Origin of the sequence: Nostoc sp. PCC 9305, from assembly GCF_963920915.1 — a bacterium.
In the GTDB taxonomy this organism is placed as follows: Bacteria; Cyanobacteriota; Cyanobacteriia; order Cyanobacteriales; family Nostocaceae; genus Nostoc.
In genome coordinates, this window is record NZ_CAWUDN010000079.1 from 14369 (window position 1) to 37120 (window position 22752).

25 protein-coding genes and 1 pseudogene are annotated in these 22752 nt (G+C 39.0%); 12 read left to right on the forward strand and 14 right to left on the reverse strand.

The genetic code is table 11. The annotated features are described in order from the left end of the window. Window positions 1-471 precede the first annotated feature (471 nt). The 6 genes from ACM0OX_RS24975 (at window position 472) to ACM0OX_RS25000 (ending at window position 3752) form a co-directional block, all read left to right on the forward strand. Window positions 472-894: a hypothetical protein gene (locus tag ACM0OX_RS24975; protein WP_414517604.1), complete on the forward strand. Its 423-nt coding sequence runs from the start codon at window positions 472-474 to the stop codon at window positions 892-894. A 35-nt stretch (window positions 895-929) separates the two neighbouring features. Then, the gene (locus ACM0OX_RS24980; protein ID WP_414517605.1) at window positions 930-1217 is read left to right on the forward strand and encodes a hypothetical protein; all 288 of its coding nucleotides are present in this window, start codon (window positions 930-932) and stop codon (window positions 1215-1217) included. 2 nt (window positions 1218-1219) lie between these two features. After that, entirely contained in the window at window positions 1220-1531 is a 312-nt protein-coding gene (locus ACM0OX_RS24985; protein WP_322697727.1) for a hypothetical protein, read from the forward strand. Between the two features lie 338 nt (window positions 1532-1869). Next, on the forward strand, window positions 1870-2232 hold the full coding sequence (locus ACM0OX_RS24990; RefSeq protein ID WP_069068421.1) for a hypothetical protein: 363 nt from the start codon (window positions 1870-1872) through the stop codon (window positions 2230-2232). Between the two features lie 148 nt (window positions 2233-2380). Next, complete coding sequence (locus tag ACM0OX_RS24995; protein WP_414517606.1) at window positions 2381-3388, forward strand: LLM class flavin-dependent oxidoreductase; 1008 nt, start codon at window positions 2381-2383, stop codon at window positions 3386-3388. Then, window positions 3378-3752 carry a hypothetical protein gene (locus ACM0OX_RS25000; protein ID WP_414517607.1) on the forward strand — a complete coding sequence of 125 codons (375 nt, stop codon included), beginning with the start codon at window positions 3378-3380 and terminating at the stop codon, window positions 3750-3752. Before ACM0OX_RS24995 ends, ACM0OX_RS25000 begins: the two co-directional genes overlap by 11 nt. Before the next feature lie 165 nt (window positions 3753-3917). Here ACM0OX_RS25000 and hypB read toward each other — a convergent pair whose 3' ends face one another. The 11 genes from hypB to ACM0OX_RS25055 all read right to left on the reverse strand — a co-directional run bounded on the left by hypB (window position 3918) and on the right by ACM0OX_RS25055 (window position 14912). After that, window positions 3918-4784, reverse strand: coding sequence for a hydrogenase nickel incorporation protein HypB (hypB, locus tag ACM0OX_RS25005; protein ID WP_414517608.1), 867 nt, complete (start codon window positions 4782-4784; stop codon window positions 3918-3920). Beyond that, the gene (gene hypA / locus ACM0OX_RS25010; RefSeq protein ID WP_334843413.1) at window positions 4775-5116 is read right to left on the reverse strand and encodes a hydrogenase maturation nickel metallochaperone HypA; all 342 of its coding nucleotides are present in this window, start codon (window positions 5114-5116) and stop codon (window positions 4775-4777) included. The genes hypB and hypA overlap by 10 nt, the downstream gene beginning before the upstream one ends. A gap of 19 nt (window positions 5117-5135) precedes the next feature. Continuing rightward, the gene (hypE, locus tag ACM0OX_RS25015) at window positions 5136-6239 is read right to left on the reverse strand and encodes a hydrogenase expression/formation protein HypE (RefSeq protein ID WP_414517609.1); all 1104 of its coding nucleotides are present in this window, start codon (window positions 6237-6239) and stop codon (window positions 5136-5138) included. 59 nt (window positions 6240-6298) lie between these two features. Next, window positions 6299-7477 (reverse strand): hydrogenase formation protein HypD, encoded by a 1179-nt coding sequence (gene hypD, locus ACM0OX_RS25020; protein ID WP_414517610.1) that lies wholly within the window; start codon window positions 7475-7477, stop codon window positions 6299-6301. Window positions 7478-7571: 94 nt separating this feature from the next. Further along, window positions 7572-7832 carry a HypC/HybG/HupF family hydrogenase formation chaperone gene (locus tag ACM0OX_RS25025; RefSeq protein ID WP_414517611.1) on the reverse strand — a complete coding sequence of 87 codons (261 nt, stop codon included), beginning with the start codon at window positions 7830-7832 and terminating at the stop codon, window positions 7572-7574. A 77-nt stretch (window positions 7833-7909) separates the two neighbouring features. Then, entirely contained in the window at window positions 7910-10258 is a 2349-nt protein-coding gene (gene hypF, locus ACM0OX_RS25030; protein WP_414517612.1) for a carbamoyltransferase HypF, read from the reverse strand. Window positions 10259-10299: 41 nt separating this feature from the next. Next, on the reverse strand, window positions 10300-11514 hold the full coding sequence (locus ACM0OX_RS25035) for a hypothetical protein (RefSeq protein WP_414517613.1): 1215 nt from the start codon (window positions 11512-11514) through the stop codon (window positions 10300-10302). A gap of 727 nt (window positions 11515-12241) precedes the next feature. Continuing rightward, complete coding sequence (locus ACM0OX_RS25040) at window positions 12242-13087, reverse strand: NifU family protein (RefSeq protein WP_414517614.1); 846 nt, start codon at window positions 13085-13087, stop codon at window positions 12242-12244. A 215-nt stretch (window positions 13088-13302) separates the two neighbouring features. Then, window positions 13303-13527 (reverse strand): hypothetical protein, encoded by a 225-nt coding sequence (locus ACM0OX_RS25045; RefSeq protein ID WP_094327446.1) that lies wholly within the window; start codon window positions 13525-13527, stop codon window positions 13303-13305. 8 nt (window positions 13528-13535) lie between these two features. Beyond that, window positions 13536-13802 carry a hypothetical protein gene (locus ACM0OX_RS25050; protein ID WP_414517615.1) on the reverse strand — a complete coding sequence of 89 codons (267 nt, stop codon included), beginning with the start codon at window positions 13800-13802 and terminating at the stop codon, window positions 13536-13538. Window positions 13803-13943: 141 nt separating this feature from the next. After that, window positions 13944-14912 carry a hypothetical protein gene (locus ACM0OX_RS25055; protein ID WP_414517616.1) on the reverse strand — a complete coding sequence of 323 codons (969 nt, stop codon included), beginning with the start codon at window positions 14910-14912 and terminating at the stop codon, window positions 13944-13946. 467 nt (window positions 14913-15379) lie between these two features. Between ACM0OX_RS25055 and ACM0OX_RS25060 the strand changes: the two genes are divergently transcribed. The 5 genes and pseudogenes from ACM0OX_RS25060 to ACM0OX_RS25080 all read left to right on the forward strand — a co-directional run bounded on the left by ACM0OX_RS25060 (window position 15380) and on the right by ACM0OX_RS25080 (window position 19578). Beyond that, complete coding sequence (locus ACM0OX_RS25060) at window positions 15380-16159, forward strand: Rpn family recombination-promoting nuclease/putative transposase (protein ID WP_414517617.1); 780 nt, start codon at window positions 15380-15382, stop codon at window positions 16157-16159. A gap of 549 nt (window positions 16160-16708) precedes the next feature. After that, the gene (locus ACM0OX_RS25065; protein ID WP_179071786.1) at window positions 16709-17671 is read left to right on the forward strand and encodes a hydrogenase small subunit; all 963 of its coding nucleotides are present in this window, start codon (window positions 16709-16711) and stop codon (window positions 17669-17671) included. Between the two features lie 357 nt (window positions 17672-18028). Then, window positions 18029-18538, forward strand: a pseudogene (locus tag ACM0OX_RS25070) (nickel-dependent hydrogenase large subunit); the annotation flags it as partial. Between the two features lie 477 nt (window positions 18539-19015). Then, window positions 19016-19246, forward strand: a complete 231-nt coding sequence (locus ACM0OX_RS25075; RefSeq protein WP_114083639.1) for a DUF433 domain-containing protein — start codon at window positions 19016-19018, stop codon at window positions 19244-19246. Further along, a complete protein-coding gene (locus ACM0OX_RS25080; protein ID WP_414517618.1) occupies window positions 19243-19578 on the forward strand; it encodes a DUF5615 family PIN-like protein in 336 nt (111 codons plus the stop codon). Before ACM0OX_RS25075 ends, ACM0OX_RS25080 begins: the two co-directional genes overlap by 4 nt. A gap of 302 nt (window positions 19579-19880) precedes the next feature. On the opposite strand, the gene ACM0OX_RS25085 is transcribed toward ACM0OX_RS25080, so the two are convergent. Further along, the gene (locus ACM0OX_RS25085) at window positions 19881-20306 is read right to left on the reverse strand and encodes a type II toxin-antitoxin system VapC family toxin (RefSeq protein ID WP_010994859.1); all 426 of its coding nucleotides are present in this window, start codon (window positions 20304-20306) and stop codon (window positions 19881-19883) included. Then, window positions 20293-20532, reverse strand: coding sequence for a hypothetical protein (locus ACM0OX_RS25090; protein ID WP_190910997.1), 240 nt, complete (start codon window positions 20530-20532; stop codon window positions 20293-20295). The genes ACM0OX_RS25085 and ACM0OX_RS25090 overlap by 14 nt, the downstream gene beginning before the upstream one ends. A gap of 105 nt (window positions 20533-20637) precedes the next feature. Between ACM0OX_RS25090 and ACM0OX_RS25095 the strand changes: the two genes are divergently transcribed. Next, window positions 20638-21189 carry an REP-associated tyrosine transposase gene (locus tag ACM0OX_RS25095; protein ID WP_414517619.1) on the forward strand — a complete coding sequence of 184 codons (552 nt, stop codon included), beginning with the start codon at window positions 20638-20640 and terminating at the stop codon, window positions 21187-21189. Window positions 21190-21432: 243 nt separating this feature from the next. Here the strand turns inward: ACM0OX_RS25095 and ACM0OX_RS25100 are convergent, their stop codons facing one another. After that, on the reverse strand, window positions 21433-22572 hold the full coding sequence (locus tag ACM0OX_RS25100; protein ID WP_414517620.1) for a hypothetical protein: 1140 nt from the start codon (window positions 22570-22572) through the stop codon (window positions 21433-21435). Window positions 22573-22752: the final 180 nt, after the last annotated feature.

Consider the following 22752-nt stretch of genomic DNA (forward strand, 5'->3'; position numbering starts at 1 on the left):
TATAAGACTTATCAGATATGGATTATAGGCTTTGAGTACTATTCTAATGAATTTAATAATCTTAACAGGGCTGGGGTAAACTGTTTGGTGGAGAGCGGCTGATATAAATCGTATAGGATTTACGCAGAGATTCCCCTCTACCCCCCAACATTCCGGAGCGAAAGCTTAGTGAACTAGGGGGGACTTCTTAATCTCCCTTTTGAGAGTAAGAGGAAAACAGATTCCCGAATCTAAGTGCGTTCTTTCTGACTGAATAATCCTATGTTTTGTGAAAAGGGTGGTAACTTTTTATTAGTAAGTAGTCAGTAGTGACGAGAAAAATAACTGGCAACTAATGATTGTAAAAATTACCGATTACACATATTTTAATATCAAAACTGTTTGAGAGGTAGAAATTATATAACTACTTTAGATAAACAGCAAAAGATATTTTCTTACTGGGTGCATACTACCTAGCAAGGGAGAGCCAAGATGAAAGCCAAACTTTTAAATGTTCTTACAGTTTGCGTCGTTACCTTAGCAGTGCTTTCACCAGGACTAGTAGTATTTGGCATAATTTGGGAGCGACATTTGGAGTTAGTAAAATCTCAGAATTTAGCTTACGAAGTTAACAACACAACTACAGATGCTCCCGCCTTGGCTCCCCAAACAGAGGGTACACATTCCCCTCAGACTAACATTCAATCCTCCGATCGTAATGTGGTTCATCAAATGCTTGCTGTTGCTGAACAATATAAATTTGCCACTATCCTACAATGGTTCTTCTTGTTAACCCCGATTTGTGTTGGGTTAGGGATTCTTTTTTACGACAGATATCTAGTTCATCGTGCTGCTGTTTTAAAAGAACAAGTTGAAATGTTGGAAAGGCTGTGGCACCAAAGTATCGAACAGTAACTTATTCACAATTTACTAAAATCAAGAAAATTACCATGACAGAGCAAGAACAACGTCAAAGCTTGTATTTTAATCTGATTGATGAGTTACTTAGATGTCCTAATGGTCAAGAACCAGAAATTTTGGAATCTAAACCTGAATTGATTGATTCCGGTTTAGTAGAAACAATGTTACAAGTAGCTACTATGTTTGCCCATGAAGGCAATCAAGATGGTGCCAAATTTTTATTTTTTGTGGCGCGTGAACTAGCTAAAGAATTAGGTTTATACCCGGAAGTTCCCAGTACTGAAGTTGCAAATACTGAAGTTGCAAGTAAGGAGTAAAAATGCTGTTGACTTCAACGGATGCAGGACAAATAGCTTTAGAACTGCTGATGGCAGATTGGAATATTTCAGAAGAAAACAGAGAGTGGTTTACAATCTTTAACTCTCGTCTGATTGGCGAGAGTTGGTACACTGTGGAACTAGGTATAGAAGGATTTCCCGATCGGTGGTTTATTCAAGTATATGACACTGGAGCGTGCGATCCAAACTATACATTTATTTCACCAATACGGGGTTCTGAAGGATTTACGGACTTTGTAAATGTGCCGGAAATTATCGCAGAGGTCTTAGTTTGCGAACGCAATGCTCGCTAATAATTAAAATTCAAAACTTGGAATTCAACAATAATTCGTAATTCGTAATTCGTAATTCGTAATTAAATTAAGACTTAGAGTCAGTGACCTCTAACAGTTGTACTATTTATTATGGTTAGGGTTGAAATCCTAATCTATGTATAACATAATTACGTTGGCGAGTCTGCTAATATCATTACGAATTACGAATTTTTAATATAAAGATGCTTTACGCAAATCTGAGGTGATGCCAAATGAGGTACACCTCTTTTTTTATGTAATATTTAAGGTTTTATTTAAGCTTAATAAGCTATTTTGTCATCTTTAATTGATAAAATTATGTTATATTAAATAGCGTGATGGACGCTACAGAAATATCAGTTCCAATGATTGCTGAAGATATCTTAGCCAAAGAATTCACAAGAGTCGTCAACCATTACTACCCGCAAGTTGGAGAATTGCTGGATGGGTGTTATGTGAAAGTCATCACCTGTTTTTGGGGACGACCTGCTAGACGTTTGCAATATATAGGAATTTATTGCTCTGACGAAATGATTTCCTGCGTGCAAGCTCAAAAAGAAATACTCAGAGAAGTAGCAGACAACATGGGTTTAATCCAGGTTGTCTGTATGAATGCCAAGCGACTATTGCGCGATCCGATGTCGAAGGTCAAAGAGAACAACCCACGTCTATGGTTGGAGTTGCAGTGGGTTGCAACTTAGTGATTCATCGCATTAATTGAGAGGGGTAAATTCTTTTGTAGAGAGGACTTTATTCCTCAAAGATTTAAGCACTAAAGTGCTTACTACAAACCTATCGACCACTAGAATAATCAGCACCTACGGTGAATACAAAGTATCAACGCAAGTAATGAAAACTGGAATTTTCTGCAATTACGATAATTTTCACCAAGATGCTCGTCGTGCCATCTTTGAGCAAGTTGCACTGGTAAAACAGGCAGAAAGCTTAGGTTTTGAGGAAGCGTGGGTGAGCGAACACCATTTTAGTGAATCTAATCTCAGCCCGTCTATGTTGGTGTTAATGGCGCATTTGGCGGGATTGACTTCAACTATCCAATTAGGCACTGCGGCGGTGTTGCTGCCATTCCATAACCCGATTCGGGTGGCGGAAGATATTGCCACTTTGGATAACTTGTGCAATGGACGATTATTATTTGGAGTTGCCAAAGGCGGCCCCTTTCCTCAACAAAATAAGCATTTTGCGACCCTACCAAGTGAATCCCGCCCCAAGATGCTAGAGGCGATCGCACTGATTCAAAAGCTCTTATATGAAACTGATGTATCATTTAATGGGCGATATTATCAATGCGATCGCTTAACGATTTACCCAAAACCATTGCAAAGTCAAATACCAGTGTATGTTGCCACTGGCGGCGATGATGGTATCGAGTTGGCTGCTAAACATTCCTTCAGCTTGATGGGTGGGCCGCCATTTTCCCTAGAGAGATTGAAGGATACTGTTACCAAATATCGAGCCTTAAATTCTAGTGGTGCGGAAAACTTAGTGCTGGCACGCTTCTTTTTTGTTGGCAAAACATACGATGAGGCGGTGAGTGAAGCGTTACCTTTCGTTCGCAAATTTAGCCAGAAAATGAAAGCTAATTCGGCTGAAGTATTGCAAAATAGTGCGAATCCCAACCAAAAACCATTCGACCGCACAAATATTTGTTTCGATGAAGATTATTTGATTGAGAATTCAATTATCGGTGATGTGGAGACTTGTCGAGACAGAATCAAGAAATTTCAGGACGAATTAAATTTAGGTACGCTAGCACTCAAACCCTCGTCTGCGGATTTGCAAAAAAACCTGGACAGTTTGACGCGCTACAACCAAGAGGTGCGAAATTATGTCTTCTAAACTATACTTGCTTCCTCCCGATGATTTACCTCCCGCTGAGGTAACTAAAGAGGATGGAATGCTGCAAATGGAGCTAGAACAGTCTACTGGTAGATGCTTTTATCTAGCTTGCGATCGTATTACACGAGTACTGTTATCTAATTGTCAGTGGTATCTGACAACAAATGCTAACATCCTCACATTAATTATTGACTGCCCTGACTTAGTATCTTACTGGCATATTGTCAGCAATATTCCCCAGTTAGGTAATAGGTTAGAGCGGTTTGCTAGCAATGGCAAAATCCGCGTTTATCCGCCATTTGGGAAGGGGACGCCGTTTGAAATCAGCGTAAATGAAATATCTGCTTATCGAGATTGGCTTTGAGGTAAATAGGCCAGAATTGGGAATCACACAAAATATAGCTGTTTTACACCCTGTACTTTTAAAGTGCAGGGTGTTGCAATTTTAGAAGAGTTACATAGGTTTTTAAAATTAACTTTCTCTTCCTTCTCTAACGAGACGCTGCGGGAATGCGGTTCGTTAACAAAATTAGGTATCCTTCAAGCGAGAAGAAATTAGTGCTGACAAGTTTGTTATCTTTTCAGATAGCCACGCATACCAATTTTCTAACCCAGCACTAGTAGTTGCAGAAACCTGAAAAATCTGAATTTTGGGATTTACTTCTTGAGCATATTCTATGCACTTTTGAACATCAAATTGCAGGTAAGGTAGCAAATCGATTTTAGTGAGAATCATGATATCACTTGCACGGAATATATGCGGGTATTTTAGCGGCTTATCTTCTCCCTCCGTGACTGAGAGAATCACGACTTTTGCCTGTTCTCCCAAATCAAATAAGGCTGGACAAACTAAATTTCCGACATTTTCAATCATCACAACTGAGTTTAGTGGCGGATTCAGTTGTTGCAAACCTCTTTCTATCATTGAGGCATCTAAATGACAGCCTGTTCCAGTATTTATTTGGATGACTTTAGAACCAGTTTCTTTAATTTTTTTAGCATCGTTAGCAGTTTCTTGGTCGCCTTCAATGACACTAATAGATAATTGATGCTTTAAATCATTGATAGTTCGCGTTAAAAGAGTTGTTTTTCCAGCACCGGGAGAACTCATTAAATTTAAAGCAAGAATATTACGACCTTTAAACCATCCCCGATTTTGGGCAGCTAGCAGGTTATTTTTTGCTAATATATCTTGTTCTAAAGATATTGTTGTGTTGTGTATTTTGGCATGAATTTGAGGCGCTTCTATATGAGTGTCATGACTGTGGGAGTGAGTGATGACAGTACCATCTGGTAAAGTATGAGTATGATGATGGTGGTTATGTTCAGCTTCACCTGTTTCTAGATTGGTAATTTTAGTTTCGCCATCATCAGAACAACCGCAGGTTACACACATAATTCCTCTATTTCTATTTCTTTAATTTTAAGTTCTTCACCAGTAATTAAATCTAATTGCACGCTACCGCAGTTACATATTCCGAACGGTTTATCTAAATAAACTTCTGCACCACATTGCCGACATCTCCCTAAACCTGGAATTTCTAAAATTTCTAATGTCGCCCCTTCTAAAACTGTACCCTGAGTGCAAATATCAAAACAAAATCGGATAGCGTCGGGCATAATGGCTGAAAGTTTGCCAATTTCTAATAAAACTCGCTGCACTTTTGCGCCTTTGGCGTGTTCAGTCACAATTGCCACAATATTTTGGGTAATTCCAAATTCGTGCATATTATAAATTTATTAAAGATTAACAAATTCGTGGTAATTGGTCGCCTACTAACATATCAACAATCCTTTCAGCACCAAAAGCTGTTTTTAATAGTACGATACCTGGGGGTGAGGTAATAACTTCACCAATAATACAAGCATCTTTTCCCGTTGGGTGTAATTTCATCGCAGATAAAACAGTTTCTGCATATTTACTCGCTACCACCACAACTAATTTACCTTCATTAGCTAAATATAACGGGTCTAAACCAAGAATTTCGCAAACTCCGTTGACTTCTTCACGCACTGGAATAGATTCTTCAAAGAGACTAATTCCCACATCGGAACTGAGGGCGAATTCATTTAGTACTGTGGCTAAACCTCCACGTGTGGCATCTCGCATAGCATGAACTTGTGGGCATACATGGAGAATAGTTTCTACTAAACTATGCAACGGCTGACAATCACTTTCAATACTAGTTTCTAAAGCTAATTCTCCACGGGCAATTAAAATTGCTGTCCCATGATTACCTATTTCACCATTAATTATTATGGCATCTCCAGGTTTAATGTTATGGGCAGAAATGTTAACTCCTCGTGGGATGATACCAATACCAGCAGTATTGATAAAGAGTTTATCAGCAGCACCTCGATGTACAACTTTTGTGTCACCAGTGACAATTTGAACGCCTGCTTTTTCTGCGGCTGCTTTCATACTGTTTGCGACACGGCGTAAGGTTTCTACAGGTAATCCTTCTTCTAAAATGACGCTGCAAGTTAGATATAAAGGTTTAGCCCCACTGACAGCTAAATCATTAACTGTACCGTTAACGGCTAATTCTCCTATATCACTACCGGGGAAAAATAAGGGGTCTACAACATAAGAATCTGTAGTAAATGCGAGTCTGTCTCCTTGTTGGAGGAGAGGGGTTAGGTTGAAGCTGGCTTGGTCTTCTAGTTGGGAGAGAATTGGGTTATCAAAATTGCTGACAAAAATATCGTCGATTAAATCACGCATGGCTTTACCACCGCTGCCATGTGCGAGAGTTATATGAGTGTCTTGCACTTTACTTTTGCGGCGGCGGACTTGTTCTATTTTTTGGAATAGGGGATTTTGTATTGGGTTTGTGGGGGGGAAATTCATATTAAATTTTTTTTAAACGCAAAGGAACGCAAAGGGAAGCGCGGAGGTACGCGGAGTATTTAGTCTGAGGAGAAGCCGCAGGCGGGGAGAGGTTCTTGAGTTATTTTTGGTTTTTGGGTGATTGTTCTTTTGGCAATTGTGGAGAGTCGCCCGTATTTGTAATATGCTGCACAAGCACCTTCGGAAGATACCATGCAAGTACCGATTGGTGTTTCTGGTGTGCAAGCTGTACCGAATACTTTGCACTCCCAAGGTTTTAAGACTCCTTTGAGAATTGCTCCACATTTACAAGCTTTATGGTCGGCTACTTTGAGATTAGGAATGGTAAATTTAAGTTCGGCATCAAATTGGGCATATTCAGGTTGAATTTGTAATCCTGAATAGGGTATGTCACCTAAGCCGCGCCAATCAAAACTATCTCGGATGGCGAAAACTTTATTTATGGCTTCAAGGGCTACTGTGTTTCCGCTTTTTTGGACAATTCGGTTATATTGGTTTTCGACTTCGCAACGATTTTCTACTAGCTGTTGCAATAGCATCCAAATTGATTGGAGAATATCTAAGGGTTCAAATCCTGAGACGACTATCGGCTTATTATATTGTTGGGAAATAAATTGATATGGGTCACTGCCAATTACCATGCTGACATGGCCAGGGCCAACAAATCCATCTAGTTGTAAGTCGGGATTATCTAATAGTGCTTTGAGGGCGGGAATCACGAGGACGTGATTGGAAAACATACTAAAGTTATGAATTTTTTCGGCTGCTGCTTGCAGAATAGTGAAGGCGGTGCTGGGGGCTGTGGTTTCAAAGCCTAATGCGAAGAAAACTACTTCTTTGTCTGGGTTATCTCTGGCAATTTGCAGGCTGTCTAGAGGAGAGTACACCATGCGGATGTCTGCGCCTTGTGCCCTAGCTTGCAGTAAACTCGTTTTGGAACCGGGAACTCGCATCACATCGCCAAAGGTGGCAAAAATGACGTTATGATTTTGGGAGATTGCGATCGCATCATCTAATCTCCCTTTTGGCATAACGCATACTGGACAACCAGGGCCATGAATGAGTTCGATGGTTTGGGGTAATATTTCTTCGATACCGTATTTAAATATGGAATGGGTATGTCCACCGCATACTTCCATGATTTTGATGGGTTTTTCTAGCTGGTGGCTTAATTTGGTGATTTCGCGGAGTATGGCTTCTGCTTTTTCCGGTTCGCGGAATTCGTCAACATATTTCATAAGGATTTGGGAATAGTAAGCTTTATGTCAATACGGCTGAGTTAAGTATTTCTTTCTACTCTCTGTGCCCTCTGCGCCTCTGCGGTTCGTTAAGTTAAATACTAATCCCTGCTTGTGCTGCTGCTAATTCTTGAAGGAGTTGTAATGTTTCTGCTGCTTCTTGTTCGTTAATTCGATTCATGGCAAAGCCAACATGCACTAGCACCCAATCGCCAATACAAGCTTCGGGAGGATGTTGTTCATCTACGATGCAGGCAATATTTACTTCGCGCTTAACACCACCAATGTTAACTAGGGCTAATTTATGGTTAACGTTGGTAATTTCTATAATTTGTCCGGGGATTCCTAAACACATTCTTTTATTCTTTAAGATAAACTAACCGCAGAGGCGCGGAGAACACAGAGAGAATTATTTATGAGTTTTTTCAAAAATCAAGACTCATGTATGAATTGTGCTGCTGCAATCACTGCTTGTCCTAGAGATAATCCGCCGTCATTAGCTGGAACTAAGCTATGAGTTAGTACTTTTATCCCCAATGTTTCTAATCGTTTGCTAACTTGCTGTAACAATATACAATTTTGAAAGACTCCTCCTGTTAAAGCTACCTGATTAATCAGATTTTCTTCACAAAGATGCTTAACCATTTCCACAATCGCATTAGCTAAACCTTTGTGAAATTTGGCAGCTATAACTGGTTGGGGAATCTGCTGCTGCAAGTCATAGAGTAAGGCTTGCCACATTGGGCGTGAGTCTATACAGTAAATACTATCTGAAAAGCTAAAACTAAAAGGGTATATTAGTGCTTCTTTATCATTATTTAAGCTGCTAACATCTACTATAGCTTCCATTGCGATCGCAGCTTGTCCTTCATAGCTACATTCTTCAGGGCAAATACCGATAGCCGCCGCTACTGCATCGAACAACCGCCCCACTGAAGAAGCTGGAGGAGAGTTAATTTTTTTCTCTATAAGTTGATTGAGTAGCTTTAGTGGTTTTTTATTCAGCAATTTTACGATTTCTAAATCAGCATACTGTTGTTGGCAATCATCCCAAAGGTTAGCAGCTATGAATTGGGCATAAGTATTACGCCAAGGCTGATAAATTGCTTGTTCAGCACCAATCATTGCTACTGGTTTAAATGTTGCTAGCCGCTGAAATTTCCGATAATCTGCTAAAAGGAATTCTCCGCCCCAGAGTGTACCGTCATCACCGTAACCTAAACCATCTAAAGCAATACCTAATACTGGAGGTGAATTTAAAGGAATCCCATTTTCTGCCATACAAGCAGCAATATGGGCGTGATGATGTTGGATTTGATAAATTGGAATTTGATTTGTATCTGCTAGTTCTTTACCAAGTTTGCTGGAAAGATATTCAGGATGTTTATCAATGGCGATTACTTCTGGTGTATGTTCAAATAAATTCAAGTATAAGTTTAAAGTCTCTTGGTAAGCATTGAAAGCCGCAGCATTTTCTAAATCTCCCAGATGTTGAGATAGAATCGCTTCTCCTTCACGCAATAAGCAAAAAGTATTTTTTAACTCACTACCCATTGCTAAAATTTGCGGTACATTGTCAAATCCCGGCGGTAAGCTAATTGCTGCTGGTGCATATCCTCTAGCACGGCGAATTGTTTGGACTTTATCACCGATAACATGCACAACTGAATCATCTACCCGATTAATAATCTCTCGATTGTGAAAGAGAAAATAATCAGCGATTGTCCCTAATTTTTCTCTTGCTTCGTCGTTATCAATACATTGTGGTTCATCGGCAAGATTGCCACTTGTTAAAACAATTGGGCGATTCATCCGCCGCAGAATTAAATGATGCAAGGGCGTATAAGGTAGCATGAAACCAAGGGTATTTTGCCCCGATGCTACCGATGGTGCTACAAGTTTTTTACCTGTCGCTTGTAGTAAAACAATTGGTGCAGCAGAACTTGTCAATAATTCTTTTTCTTTGGCATTAACAGTACAATATTGTTCAATTATTTCAATATCTCGCGCCATTAAAGCAAATGGTTTGTGATAACGCTTTTTGCGCTGACGCAGTTTTTGGACAACAGTTTCCTGAGTTGCATCGCAAGCTAAATGAATACCACTTAAGCCTTTAATTGCAACAATCTCACCCTTTTGCAACAAGGTACAAACAGCATCCACATCATCTAGCATGGAAAACATGGAAGCAGTAACCGATTTACCATCAGCGCGTTCTAACCAAGCTGTGGGGCCGCAAACATGACAAGCTACAGGTTGGGCGTGAAAACGGCGGTTTTCAACATCGTGGTATTCCTTTGCACATTCGGGACATATAACAAACGCAGACATACTGGTATTGCATCTGTCATAAGGAATTGCACGAATAATACTCAGGCGAGGGCCGCAATGAGTGCAATTGGTAAAGGGGTAACGATAAAAGCGGCTAAAAGGGTCAAATATTTCTTTTTGACACTGTGGACAAGTAGCTGCATCAGGGACAATTTCTGTTTTGATTGCATTATTGACGCTATTAGAAATCACAAAATTATTAAAGCTAAATTCACCTTCGTAAGGAATTCTACTTAGCTGATTAATTTTTGCTAATGGTGGACATTCTGTTTGCAATCTGGCAACAAATTCTGTTAATGCTTCCTCATTACCAGATACCCGAATTAATACACCTTGCCCATCATTACAAACATCTCCACGCAAACCGCAAGCTTTAGCAAGACGATATACAGTAGGACGAAATCCTACTCCCTGAACAGTACCGCGAACTCTAATTTCTTCAGTCGCCATATAAATCTGACTTTCAAAAATTACGAATTACGAATTACGAATTACGAATTATTAAGCTGCCACAGCAATATTCGGTTATTTCCAGAATCAGCTATTACCGCCGTCTTGCCACAAATTTTTATCCCATAACACCAATTTAAACTATCTCGCTTAGGCAGTCCAAAATTACGATTTTCACCTTTACTTTGAAAATTTATTTGTCCTGTCAACCCATCTGCCATTAAACCTTGCAGTGATAAAATTGATTCTGGCTTTCTCCATCCTAACAACCGGGAATTAGCTGTATCTGCAACTACTAACCAGTCCCCAGCTACCCCCACACCATAAGGCATACTCAAACTACTAGCGCTAGGCAAATAAACCCCTTGATTCATTTCCACAAAATCAAAGCTTTTTTGCCCTAAAACCACAGCACAAGGGGCATTATTTTCTGTTGGCATTCCCTGCCAAATCATCACTCGGTGATTACCTGCATCGCTGACAACCAAATTTTCTCCCCAAAGGGTAATATCGTGACACCAACGCATACTCGCTGCGGTTGCAGAAGCACCGCCGTTTTCATTGCGAGATATCATATCTGGTTGTCCCAAAACTACATCAGCAGGTTGACCATTTTCTGTTGGTAACTGATGCCAAATTAATACCCTCCGATTACCAGTATCGGCAATAAATAGCCGTCCTTGATGATAGAAAACACCATAAGGCCAGTGCATTGTACTTGCAGATGCTTGTTGACTTCCCCGATTTGCTTCATTATCGATAAAATTAGCTTGTCCTAATACCAAATCGGCTGGAACATTGTTATCTTGTGGTAAGTTTTTCCAAATTAAAACTCGATGATTCCAAGCATCTGCGACAGCTAACCCTTCGCCGCAAGCACAAATACCTGTTGGTACACTTAAGGTTGCTCTTCCCGGTGTAGTTTTAGCATTTTGTCCTTCATGATAAAAGTCAGGTTGTCCAATTACCCAATCAGCCGGTTGACTATCTCTTGTGGGTAAATTCTTCCATCCTAATAATCGATGATGTCCTGTATCTGATACCCATAATGGGCCGGTTTTTGATAATAAACAAGCACCACGAGGCCCAAACATTGTTATGGGACTAGGTGCTACAGGTATGACTAATTGTTGCGGTTTGAGAATGTTACCTAAAATTACCTCTGCACCTTGAGGTGATAGAGGTAAATATTGAAAAATTTCTGTTGCTTCTAGCGGTAATTGTGATATGGGATTAATTATGATTGGGATATCCATGAACCGCAGATAGAGGCTGATAATTATTTAAAAACATTAATGCTGATTAGCATGTAACAACAGTAACGGTTTTGCATTATGCTTTTTTCCAATTCAGTTAAAACCTTTAATCAACTTATGTATTAATCAATTTTAGGGCTTACGCATTAGTTAGGGAATAACGAACCACAGAGGCGCAGAGGACACAGAGAAATGAGAGTTTGAGAGATATTTTGCGTAAGCCCTAAGTTTTAAAAAATCTATCTAATTTTTAGTAATTTTTGCTACATAGCGAATCTTTGGTATGAGTGCGCGATTTACTGAAATGAGAAAGCAAACTGGGGTTTGAGAAAGTAAAAGCTTATTTTACTTGCGGAAAACACTAAAATGAATAAGTAAAAGCTCATTTTGCTTGTGGAAAACACTAAAATGAGTAAGCAAACTGGAGTTTGAATAAGTAAAAGCTCATTTTGTTTGCGGAAAACACTAAAATGAATAAGCAAACTGGGGTTTGAATAAGTCAAATGACTTTTTGAGAAAGTAATATGCCTTTTTACTTTCTCAAAACACTAAAATCAATACCTGAATTACACAAATGAGAATGAATTTAGGGATATTGAGAAAGTATTTGGGCATTTTACTTGCACAAAAAGCTAAAATGAATGCGAAAACTACTGAAATAAAAAAGCAAATTAGTCGTGATTGACTAATCGCCAAGTAGATTTGCTGAAATCTTACCTTCGCACGATCATTTTTGTAGTTTCACAAAAACCTTATCTTCTTTAACTTTGACTGGATACGACTGAAGCGAAACATCAGGCACGGTTAAGCATTTACCTGTCTCTAATTTGTACTGGAATCCGTGGGCAGGACAGGTAATAATACCATTTTCAACTTTACCTTTTTCTAAGGGAGATCCTAGATGGGTACAAGCATTACGGTAACATTTAACTGTAACGCCTTGACGATGTAAAATTAGTGAAGTACCAGCAAGTTGTACTGCGACTACACTAAATTCAGGAACTTCATCAAGGGTCGCTACTTTCATCCAAGTACAAGTTATTTTTGAAGAGAATGGACTGATTAAACCAGAATTAGCGTTGTTAACAGCAGGGCTATTATTGACTGCAACAACTTTAGTAATTTCAGGACAATGGTTTTTTATTGCCTGTTCTACTCCCTGAGATAAAGTCAAGGTAGAAGCCGGACAATTGCTACAAGTTCCGATTAATTTGACTTCTACTGTATCTGGGGGCTTAATTGCTACTAGTTCTACATCCCCATTATGGCTTTTTAAACCTGGGCGAACTTCTTCAAGGGCTGTTTCAATTCGCTGTGCTAATGGTGGTTTTGGTGGTTTGACTAACTCGTGATACAGTAGCACTGCATACACTAATTCATCTGCAACAGCATGACGCAAAGCTGGCATTGATTCTTGTTTGAGGCTTTTAATCAAATTAGTCAATGCAGCTTTATGCAAAGCTTCAATTGCTCTTTTTAGACCTACTGCTACACACCGTTGGCTTTCATCCCACTCGGATATAATTGCCTCAAAACGATTAATTTCCTGAATTAATTCTTCAAGATTTGTCATTTGTCATTTTTCATTGGGCATTAGGTATTGGTTGTTTATCAATCAATACGGTTCAGTTAAGGCTAAAACTCTTTGCCAAAGTCAATTTTTTTACTAACCACAGAGACGCAGAGAAGCCAGTGCGTTGGGCGGGTTCCCCGACTTGAAGCAACTGGCGCGGCGCTGAGAGAAGAAAGAAATGCTTAACTTAACTGTATTGGTTTATCAATGACAACTCACTTGGTTTTAAAATCTTTGAAGAGAAATGGCATAATCATGCCTGTCACTAAGCTAGATAATATGATTGGTAAGTAGAAGGGAATGGGGGCTTGTGCAAGTAACACTAGCAGTAAAAAACCTACGGCAATACCAATAGTAGTTTGCTTGACAAAAAATATTGGATTGCGTATTAGCTTTCCTTTAAAAAATAACTTGGCAGATAACCATCCTAGCTCTAACATATTTTCTCCTAATAATTTGTCAAGAAGTTTAAAGCAACAAGCCCTAAGAAGATGGCAGGAATTACACCCGCAGGGGCAAATAATGCACCAAGCATTGCTGAAAGCTGATATCCTATATCTTTACCAGCTAATATCATTCCACCAATTGCACCGCCAACCATAGCAAAGGCTGTTGCTATAATTAGCCACACCAATTCTGTTGCTATGTTAAGATCGCCATCTGCTAAACTTGTGAGAAAATTTATCAGATTTGGCGTTGTTAAAATCTCTCTCATGCTGTTTTTCCTCATTGTTTAAGTAAAGAGTTAAGAGTCAATTTAGATATATAACCAATACGCTTGGGTTTTTGAGACGCGATAAATCGCCGTCTTTACAAGGGTTTTGGTCTTATCTGAACTGTATTGAACCTATAACTCCTAACCTTTCATTTCTGCTTCTACATCTTGTAATGCTTGGACTACTACCTCTGCTTGTGCAACTTGTTGGTATTCCGTAAATATTTCTAAAGCAGTTTGATAGTAAATACGGGCTTGCAAAAGATTTTGAGGATTACCAGCTTCTGGTTTTTCGGGGTCGTCTGGTAAGTTGAATAGGGCGTTGGCTTTGTTGGAAATTGTGTTAGCGTACTCTAAAGGTGTATCTTGGGGATTACGCACTTTTAGCGCTTCGTCATAAGCTGCGATCGCACGTAAGTTATTGTCCACAGGATGGGAACTCACTAAATATTGCAAAGCGTTACCCAAATTGTTTTGCAACATGGCGTATTCTCTAGGATGGTCAATCAAAGTAATGTGCTTTAGCGCCACCTCAAATGACTGCACAGCTAACCCTTGACGCAAGTATTCCCGTTCTGATGCCAGTGGCATAGAAAGGTAAGCGATCGCAATATTGTTATACAAAATCGCGTATTCTTGGGGGTAATCTTCCCAAGTGAACACCCGCAAAGCCTCATGATAAGCCTGGATGCTGTCAGTTATCCGCGCCAAATTGAATGGCACTAATGACTGCAACACTAGCCCAAAATTCATCTGTGTCTCTGCTACTTCCTCTGGTGAAGCTAATTCCTGTAAAATTGGCAGTGCTTCTTCATAACCTGCTTTCGCTTGCATCAGCAGTTGGTACTCAGCATCCGGTATTGCTTGTAACGTCCCTGCCATCCCCACTTTCGCCCTGGCTTTCAGTAGGGGATACTCCTCACCACACATTTCATAAGCCCGGTAATATAAACCAACTGCATTCCGCAAGTCTTGGGCAGTTTTGGGCTTTTTTTGAAAACCCTGTGCGATCTCAATCAGCATTTGGATTTTTTCCTCTGCTGAGGCTGACTCCGATGCAACAGCTGCTACCGCAGCTTTCACCGCCGAATCTGTAATGCTGGGGGTCATAACTCTGCCGTACTCTAGCCAATTGGGAATTGAGTCCAACACCCATGAACGATCGAAACACGCGATCGCATTTCATCACGGGCCATACTGATTTACGCAGGCTTCGAGTCCTTTAGGCGGAATTCCCCTTCTTTGTTTGAGACTAGGGCTAATGATTAAGGACTAGGGAAAGAGTTGATCCCATGTCCAATATCCAATACCCCATGCCCAATCAATTTTTTTACTATAAAACACCCTATTTCTAAAATTCTAGGGGGAAATTGCTAATATTAATGTCAGCTTTAAACACCTAATATTTTTAAAATACTTTTTGTATCATCACTCGACAGAATTTAAATATTATTTCTTGAATTGTTGACATACATATATGCACTATCTTACCAGCTAATTTTTGTATACTCCAAAGATTCACCACGGGATTGTCGAAGTGTAAAATATATTCATCAACGACTGTAAAACAAGCTACCTTGAAAACAGACAGCATCTTCTATCGGATCTTTCAGAGTATCCCCACTACTTTCTTTGAACTCATTAACCAACCACCCCAACTAGCTAGTGTTTACCAATTTTCTTCAGTAGAAGTCAAACAAATAGCCTTTAGAATCGATGGCGTTTTCCTCCCAAATGCAGCAGAACTACCCATTTATTTTGCCGAAGTGCAATTTCAAGCAGACAAAAAGTTCTACTCGCGTTTATTTACCGAAATTTTTAACTATCTCGACAAAACCGAATTAACCAACAATTGGCGTGGTGTTGTCATCTACCCCAACCGCAGCGTTGATACTGGAGATACCGAAAGATATACAGAATTACTCAATTCACAACGAGTGACTCGCGTCTATCTTGACGAATTAAGCTCAATTGAGACATCATCAATCGGCATAGAGACAGTTAAACTCATCATCGAACCCGAATCAACTGCGACAACAAGAGCGATCGAAATAGTCAACACTGCTAGAGAGCAAATTCTAGATGTCGCTACTATTAGGGAAATTATACAATTGATAGAGACGATATTAATCTACAAGTTACCGCGATTGACCCAGGAGGAAATCGGAAAAATGTTTGGATTAAATGAGTTAAAGCAAACTAGATTCTACCAAGATGTTTTTGCAGAAGGGAAACAAGAAGGTAAGTTAGAAACGATACCTCGCTTATTAGCGTTTGGGTTGAGTATTGAGCAGATAGCTCAAGCGTTAGGCTTGGACGAACAAGTTGTTAGGCAAGCTGCACAACCAAAATCTTAAAAAAACTAATAGCTGATGGGGTGCAAAGTCTTGCACCCTGATATTTTGTTGAATTTGATTTAGCTATTGCACTAAAATCTGACGGCTTAAAATACAATACGCTTGGGTTAAGGGTTATTGGTGTAGACAATTGGTATTTGAAGACGCGATAAATCGCGTCTCTACATGAGGGTTTTTGGCTTATCTGAACTGCATTGGCTTAAAATATTCATCCTTTTGTACAAATTGATACTTGGCAATAATTGTTATTAATAATCTCAGAGATTTAACCGCAATCAACTAAACATATTTATGTTAGTGAATGCGAGAAGTTAAAATCAAAAAATATTTTTGTATTTGTTAAAGATGTTACATATATAACAGACATAGCCATTTAAAATAATCTTAATTAAATCTAAGCTATTGTTAATGATTAATTCTTTTTTAATGAAAGAGAATTAAAGAAAAAAATATCTTAGTATTGAAAAACAAATATTGATAAGCAGGTGAGATTTTACAAGCATTATCACCTACATCATGCATGGGAAACAATACAAAAATACCTAGCCGATGACTAATGTACTATGGCTACAAGGTGGTGCTTGTTCAGGCAACACCATGTCATTTCTCAATGCCGAAGAACCGACAGTCTGCGATTTAATTGCCGACTTTGGTATCAATATACTTTGGCATCCTTCCTTGGGGCTGGAACTAGGCAACGATTTGCAAACACTGCTACGGAATTGTATTTCTGGCACAATTCCTTTAGATATCTTGGTATTTGAAGGCAGTGTTGTTAACGCCCCCAACGGTACTGGCGAATGGAATCGCTTTGCCGATCGCGCCATGAAAGATTGGTTAGCAGACCTCGCCAAAGTTGCTAAATTTATTGTAGCGGTAGGAGACTGTGCAACCTGGGGAGGAATTCCCGCCATGTCGCCTAACCCCAGCGAATCGGAAGGTTTGCAATTTCTCAAACGTCAAGAAGGCGGCTTTTTAGGGAAAGATTTCGTATCGCAAGCGGGATTACCTGTAATCAATATACCTGGATGTCCCGCCCATCCCGACTGGATTACGCAGATATTAGTTGCGATCGCTACTGGACGCATAGCAGACATTGCTTTTGATGAACTAAATCGTCCCCAAACCTTCTTCAACACCTACACCCAAACAGGTTGTACCCGCAACGTCCACTTTGCCTACAAAGCATCAACCGCCGAATTTGGTCAGCGCAAAGGCTGTCTATTTTATGACTTGGGTTGTCGCGGCCCCATGACTCATTCTTCCTGCAACCGCATCTTATGGAACCGCGTCTCTTCTAAAACTCGCGCTGGAATGCCTTGCTTAGGTTGCACAGAACCAGAATTTCCCTTCTTTGACCTCAAACCGGGAACAGTATTTAAAACCCAAACAGTAATGGGAGTTCCTAAAGAATTACCGCCAGGAGTCAACAAAAAAGACTACGCCTTACTCACAATGGTTGCAAAAGATGCAGCACCACCTTGGGCAGAAGAAGACTTTTTTACAGTTTAGTCATTAGTCATTGGTCATTGGTCATTAGTCATTTGTGATTTGTGATTTGACCAATGACTATAACCCAATACAGTTCAGAATGAGCAACAAAACACTTGTAGAGACGGCGATTTACAGCAGTTTCGGCAGCTATGAGGTACATCCTAAAAGCTGAAAGCAATGATAGGAGAGGGGCAAGGAGAAAACTATATTGCATAATAGCCGGAAGCGCTGTATCGCGTCTTGAAAACCCAAGCGTATTAGACCATAACCTTTCACACTCCCATCAACGATCAATCAAGGGTTTCGACCATTTTACAGGGAGACAAGTGAATAATTACCAATGACAAATAACAAATGACAAAGGACAAATGACAAATGACAATTCAATCATTAGATATATCGCCCGTCGGTAGAGTTGAGGGCGATTTAGATGTTCGAGTTGATATTGAACATGGAAGAGTAGTCAACGCCTGGACACACGCTGAATTATTTCGCGGATTTGAAGTTATCCTACGCGGTAAAGATCCCCAAGCCGGATTAATTGTCACACCTCGCATTTGCGGAATTTGCGGCGGTTCTCACTTGACATCTGCATCTTGGGCATTAGATACAGCTTGGGAAACGGAAGTTCCCCGCAATGCAATTTTAGCCAGAAATCTTGGTCAAATTGTCGAAACAATTCAAAGCATCCCCCGCTACTTTTATGGTTTGTTTGCCATTGACTTAACCAATAAAAAATACCGCAATAGTCGCCATTATGAGGAAGCTGTTAGACGCTTTGCCGCCTTCACTGGCAAATCTTACGAACTAGGCATAACAATTTCCGCTAAACCTGTAGAAATTTATGCACTATTGGGCGGACAATGGCCCCACAGCAGTTATATGGAAAGAAGTTGGGGAATTGCTTATATAGTAAGGATTTGCTAGGATATGTGTAATGATTCCCTGGTTTTTCCTTAAATTAGGCGATAAATCCACGGTCAGCTACACCATAAGCAAAGATAGCAAGCAGTAAATCCATTTATTTTTCTCTGTTAAAAGTTATTTGCTTTTCTCAGGTATTACCTAATTTTTCCCTAACCCTAGATTAGCGATCGCAGTTAAGGGAAGTACAACTCAAGTAGTTAAGTATAATTATTTTCTTACTTTTGAAATATAAATCCGATTTATTATCCATATAAATACGCAAATAGTAATATAAAAACTTAAATAATTACATACAAGCTTCAGTATAGAAGTATTTATTTGTTTGGATATTGAGCGATCGCTTTTCTCAAAGATGTTTAACGGTGAAATTATTGAGTTTTTAGCAGAGATACATGGTATCATCAGACAAGTTGGCAAAAATGCACTCGCCACATAATGAATTACAGAAACTATATTACAATTGAAGCCAATAAACGCGGTGGTAAGCCTTGTGTACGTGGCTTGCGAATTACAGTTTATGAGGTGCTTGAATACCTAGCTTCCGAGATGACCGAAGCAGAAATTCTTGATGATTTTCCCGATCTAACGCGAGAAGATTTAAAAGCTTGTATTGCTTATGCGGCTGACCGTGAGCGTCGGCTTATGATTTCTCCATTATCAGCATGAAATTACTGTTTGATGAAAACTTATCCCCTAAATTATCCACTCGTTTGAGCGATATTTTTCCAGGCTCGCTTCATGTTCGGGATGTAGGCATGAAAGCAACAATAGACCCGATAGTTTGGAATTATGCAAAAGATAATGATTTTATGATCGTCTCAAAAGATGCTGATATGCACGATCTGAGTTTAGTGTTTGGAAATCCCCCGAAAGTCATCTGGCTTAGACTTGGAAACTGTTCTACCTTACAAGTTGAAAATTTACTGCGTCGGGAGTTCAGCACGATCAAATTATTTTATGAAGATGAAAATTCATCATTGCTTGCCCTATCATTTTAACCTAGCGCAGTTAACGCAGTACAAGGTAAGTGGTTAAGTATAATTATTTTCTTTATATTGAAGTATAAAGCGTGGTTTTTCTCAATATAAATACGCAAATAGTAATATCTGAGTTTAAATAATTACAGGTTAGCTTATGTATAGAAGTATTGATTTATTTGGATATTGAGCGATCGCATTAACCCAAATATGTTTAACGGTGAAATTATTGAGATTCCATTAATGCACCCTATAGGATCGGCGAACTGCTTGCAGCAGAGCTAGTTCCCTCCGGGACGCTCCGCGAACGCGATCGCACTACGTCATAAAAATTCCTGAAAGAGGTTATCGAACGGTTCTGTATTTTTCCAGCGATAGGTGTTGAAGTCTCGATAATCAACCGATAAAATTTGACCATGACCTAATTCTTCTGCCAAAATAACGAGAGAGGCATCGGCTAAATCCATCGGTAAGTCTTTATATTTTTCCATCAGTTCTTCAATACGCTGGCAATGATGTTGTTTCAGATCAAAGATTTGTAGCTTTCCTGTAGAAATTTTATGAATAAAGATTTTTGGAGCATCTACTCCTACTCTTTTTTGTAATAGATAGCACGTTTCCGTGACGACACACCAAGTCGTAATAAATTGCTGATTAGCTAAATCTTGAAATCGTTTTTTTGCGGATATATGAACTGTATCTTTTTTATTGGCAAGAGCTAACCAAAAGCCTGTATCAACTATGATCATATTTTTGGTTAAGTTCATGGTCTAAGTAGTTTTTATAGTTTTTTGAGAGGTCTGTTTCAGCTTCTATGCAACCGATAAAGTCTGACCAGTCTTGCAAGGAATTTTCTGAAGATTCCTGTTGATTCAGAAGGTAGCGTTTTTTCAGGAATTCTACGAGTTGAACTATGATTTGTTGTGCATCGGGAGGAAGAGACTCAATATCTTGTTGAATTGTATCTAAGTTCATAATCTCATCTTGGTATTTCCCTGATTATAGTTTAGCCAAAAATGTTCTTACCCAACCAATATGACAATACAATAAATAATTTAATTTCACCCCTACTAGCTCCCTATGCCTAATTATAGAAGACCTAATGTTTCTGGAGGTACATATTTCATCACACAAATCACTTATCAAAGAGAATCTTGGCTCTGTACTGATATAGGGAGAAAATCTCTCCGAGAAGCAATAGAAAAAGTAAAGGAAAAATATCCTTTTTATATTGATGCTTTTGTTTTATTACCTGATCATTTTCATTGTTTGTGGACTTTACCCCCTGATGATAAATATTTGTCGGTTAGATTGCGCTTAATTAAAACTTATGTTACCAAACATTATGGACAAGAATTAGGAGTTAATCGGGAGGTTTCTCAATCACGACAAAAGCGAGGAGAAAGTAATCTTTGGCAACGTCGGTTTTGGGAGCATTTAATTCGGGATGAACGGGATTTTGCGCTCCATTGTGATTATATTCATGATAATCCGGCTCGACATGGATTGTGTGAAAATCCCCAAGATTGGCAGTATTCCAGTATTCATCGGTTTATCGCTCAGGGAATTTATCCAACCGATTGGGGTAACGATGGCAGAAAGGAAAAACCTCAAGGATATTGGGACGATTAGTAGGGTGTGTTAGCGACAGCGTAACGCACCGAAAATCAATAAATAATCATAAATATGGTGCGTTACACTCCGTTAACGCACCCTACAAGATCAGCGATCGCACTAACCCAATATTAGCGATCGCAGTTAATCACAGTTAGAGAAGCACAAGAAAATGGATATTGAGCGATCGCAAAGCGCGACATAGGAATCGCTTTTATCAAATATGTTTATCTGAACTCTAGCCTAATCTTCATAAATTGTTTATTGAATCCTAACACGATTGTCATTCTCAAAGCTCATAGCTTTATACTCTATTTCTGAGCATATTGTGATATCTAGAAGTAATAATCTATCTTTAAAAACCTGCCTTATGTTCTCAACTGTTGAAGAGATTAAATCTGACTCTGTTCCAGTCGGATAGACTAAGATAAAATCAATATCTTTGTAAATTTCTCTCCTTAGATATGAACCAAATATATATACCTGAAAATCTAAGGGAACTGTAGCTTGACGAATCAGAGACTGAGAGTTACTTATGCGTCCAGACCTCCCTTCATTTAATAAATAATTTAGGAACTCATCACCATTTTTGCGGATAGCCCCCATGAAACTTTTGAGAGTGAATAAGCCAATTCCATTACTAATACAGAGTTTTTTCGCCTCTGAAGTATATGTACTATAAGGGTTGGAGCAAATGATAACATCAACTGCTGGATCAACTGTTATAGTCTGCTCGAATGTGTATTCAGTGAAGAAATATGTATTTGTTGCAAAGACTCTAAGATTTCGTCCATCTTGAAGTTCAACATCAAACATTGCTATATTAAGCTTCTCCATTCTTTTGATGAATGAATGATTAGCTAGAAATTTCTCGATATAATCTGAAACTGTTGCTTTTCTGAATTCAAGTTCTTCTTCATATTTGCGTTCTCTATCTTTTACAGTTAGACCGAGTTCTCGTTTTACAAAATCATCAAATTCCCTTGGAAAGAGTTTATAATCATTAATCTTTTTCTCTAGTAAGCAATTATCTCTAAAAGAATCACTGTGAAGTTTATATCTCATCATTTGTCTATAAATTTCCCAAGGATAGGGGAAATTCTTTTTGTTAACTTCAATCAAGTCGATAATTTTCTGATTGTTAGGGAGAATCGTATCTAAACAACGTCTTCTCCAGATAGTACAAGTATCACCAGACAAACCTTCAAAAGCCTGAGTTGAGAAAGGACCATATTCTTCAAAAATCACTCTGTTTTCATCTAAGAGATCATTAACTTTCTCTAGTAATATCTTTTCATCCTGGATTTGAGGCAAATCAAAAAGAGAGATGATTTTATGTTCATGGGTAGTCTTCCATCCTTGTATCTGCTCAACAGAGAATTGGTCTTGAAGCTCATCCACAATCTTATGACATTGCAAACAAAGCATAATCAGATTATCAATACCATCTCTATCAATGTGGTTAGCTAATTCATGTTCACTTCTAGGACCATTTATTCCATGACCAATAATATGAGCAACATTAGCAACTGGAGTTTAGACTAAAAGCGATATGAGAGAACGCAAATCAAAAGGAATTAG

What these genes read in the sequence shown, in the direction of transcription:
- hypB (WP_414517608.1), bottom strand. Translation starts at nt 4,784, where the DNA reads ATGTGTGTAACCTGCGGTTGTTCTGATGATGGCGAAACTAAAATTACC.
- ACM0OX_RS24975 (WP_414517604.1), top strand. Translation starts at nt 472, where the DNA reads ATGAAAGCCAAACTTTTAAATGTTCTTACAGTTTGCGTCGTTACCTTA.
- ACM0OX_RS25035 (WP_414517613.1), bottom strand. Translation starts at nt 11,514, where the DNA reads ATGGATATCCCAATCATAATTAATCCCATATCACAATTACCGCTAGAA.
- ACM0OX_RS25055 (WP_414517616.1), bottom strand. Translation starts at nt 14,912, where the DNA reads ATGACCCCCAGCATTACAGATTCGGCGGTGAAAGCTGCGGTAGCAGCT.
- ACM0OX_RS24990 (WP_069068421.1), top strand. Translation starts at nt 1,870, where the DNA reads ATGGACGCTACAGAAATATCAGTTCCAATGATTGCTGAAGATATCTTA.
- hypD (WP_414517610.1), bottom strand. Translation starts at nt 7,477, where the DNA reads ATGAAATATGTTGACGAATTCCGCGAACCGGAAAAAGCAGAAGCCATA.
- hypA (WP_334843413.1), bottom strand. Translation starts at nt 5,116, where the DNA reads ATGCACGAATTTGGAATTACCCAAAATATTGTGGCAATTGTGACTGAA.
- ACM0OX_RS25090 (WP_190910997.1), bottom strand. Translation starts at nt 20,532, where the DNA reads ATGAACTTAGATACAATTCAACAAGATATTGAGTCTCTTCCTCCCGAT.
- ACM0OX_RS25095 (WP_414517619.1), top strand. Translation starts at nt 20,638, where the DNA reads ATGCCTAATTATAGAAGACCTAATGTTTCTGGAGGTACATATTTCATC.
- ACM0OX_RS25025 (WP_414517611.1), bottom strand. Translation starts at nt 7,832, where the DNA reads ATGTGTTTAGGAATCCCCGGACAAATTATAGAAATTACCAACGTTAAC.
- ACM0OX_RS25085 (WP_010994859.1), bottom strand. Translation starts at nt 20,306, where the DNA reads ATGATCATAGTTGATACAGGCTTTTGGTTAGCTCTTGCCAATAAAAAA.
- hypF (WP_414517612.1), bottom strand. Translation starts at nt 10,258, where the DNA reads ATGGCGACTGAAGAAATTAGAGTTCGCGGTACTGTTCAGGGAGTAGGA.
- hypE (WP_414517609.1), bottom strand. Translation starts at nt 6,239, where the DNA reads ATGAATTTCCCCCCCACAAACCCAATACAAAATCCCCTATTCCAAAAA.
- ACM0OX_RS25045 (WP_094327446.1), bottom strand. Translation starts at nt 13,527, where the DNA reads ATGTTAGAGCTAGGATGGTTATCTGCCAAGTTATTTTTTAAAGGAAAG.
- ACM0OX_RS25080 (WP_414517618.1), top strand. Translation starts at nt 19,243, where the DNA reads ATGAAATTACTGTTTGATGAAAACTTATCCCCTAAATTATCCACTCGT.
- ACM0OX_RS25065 (WP_179071786.1), top strand. Translation starts at nt 16,709, where the DNA reads ATGACTAATGTACTATGGCTACAAGGTGGTGCTTGTTCAGGCAACACC.
- ACM0OX_RS24985 (WP_322697727.1), top strand. Translation starts at nt 1,220, where the DNA reads ATGCTGTTGACTTCAACGGATGCAGGACAAATAGCTTTAGAACTGCTG.
- ACM0OX_RS24995 (WP_414517606.1), top strand. Translation starts at nt 2,381, where the DNA reads ATGAAAACTGGAATTTTCTGCAATTACGATAATTTTCACCAAGATGCT.
- ACM0OX_RS24980 (WP_414517605.1), top strand. Translation starts at nt 930, where the DNA reads ATGACAGAGCAAGAACAACGTCAAAGCTTGTATTTTAATCTGATTGAT.
- ACM0OX_RS25075 (WP_114083639.1), top strand. Translation starts at nt 19,016, where the DNA reads ATGAATTACAGAAACTATATTACAATTGAAGCCAATAAACGCGGTGGT.
- ACM0OX_RS25040 (WP_414517614.1), bottom strand. Translation starts at nt 13,087, where the DNA reads ATGACAAATCTTGAAGAATTAATTCAGGAAATTAATCGTTTTGAGGCA.
- ACM0OX_RS25050 (WP_414517615.1), bottom strand. Translation starts at nt 13,802, where the DNA reads ATGAGAGAGATTTTAACAACGCCAAATCTGATAAATTTTCTCACAAGT.
- ACM0OX_RS25000 (WP_414517607.1), top strand. Translation starts at nt 3,378, where the DNA reads ATGTCTTCTAAACTATACTTGCTTCCTCCCGATGATTTACCTCCCGCT.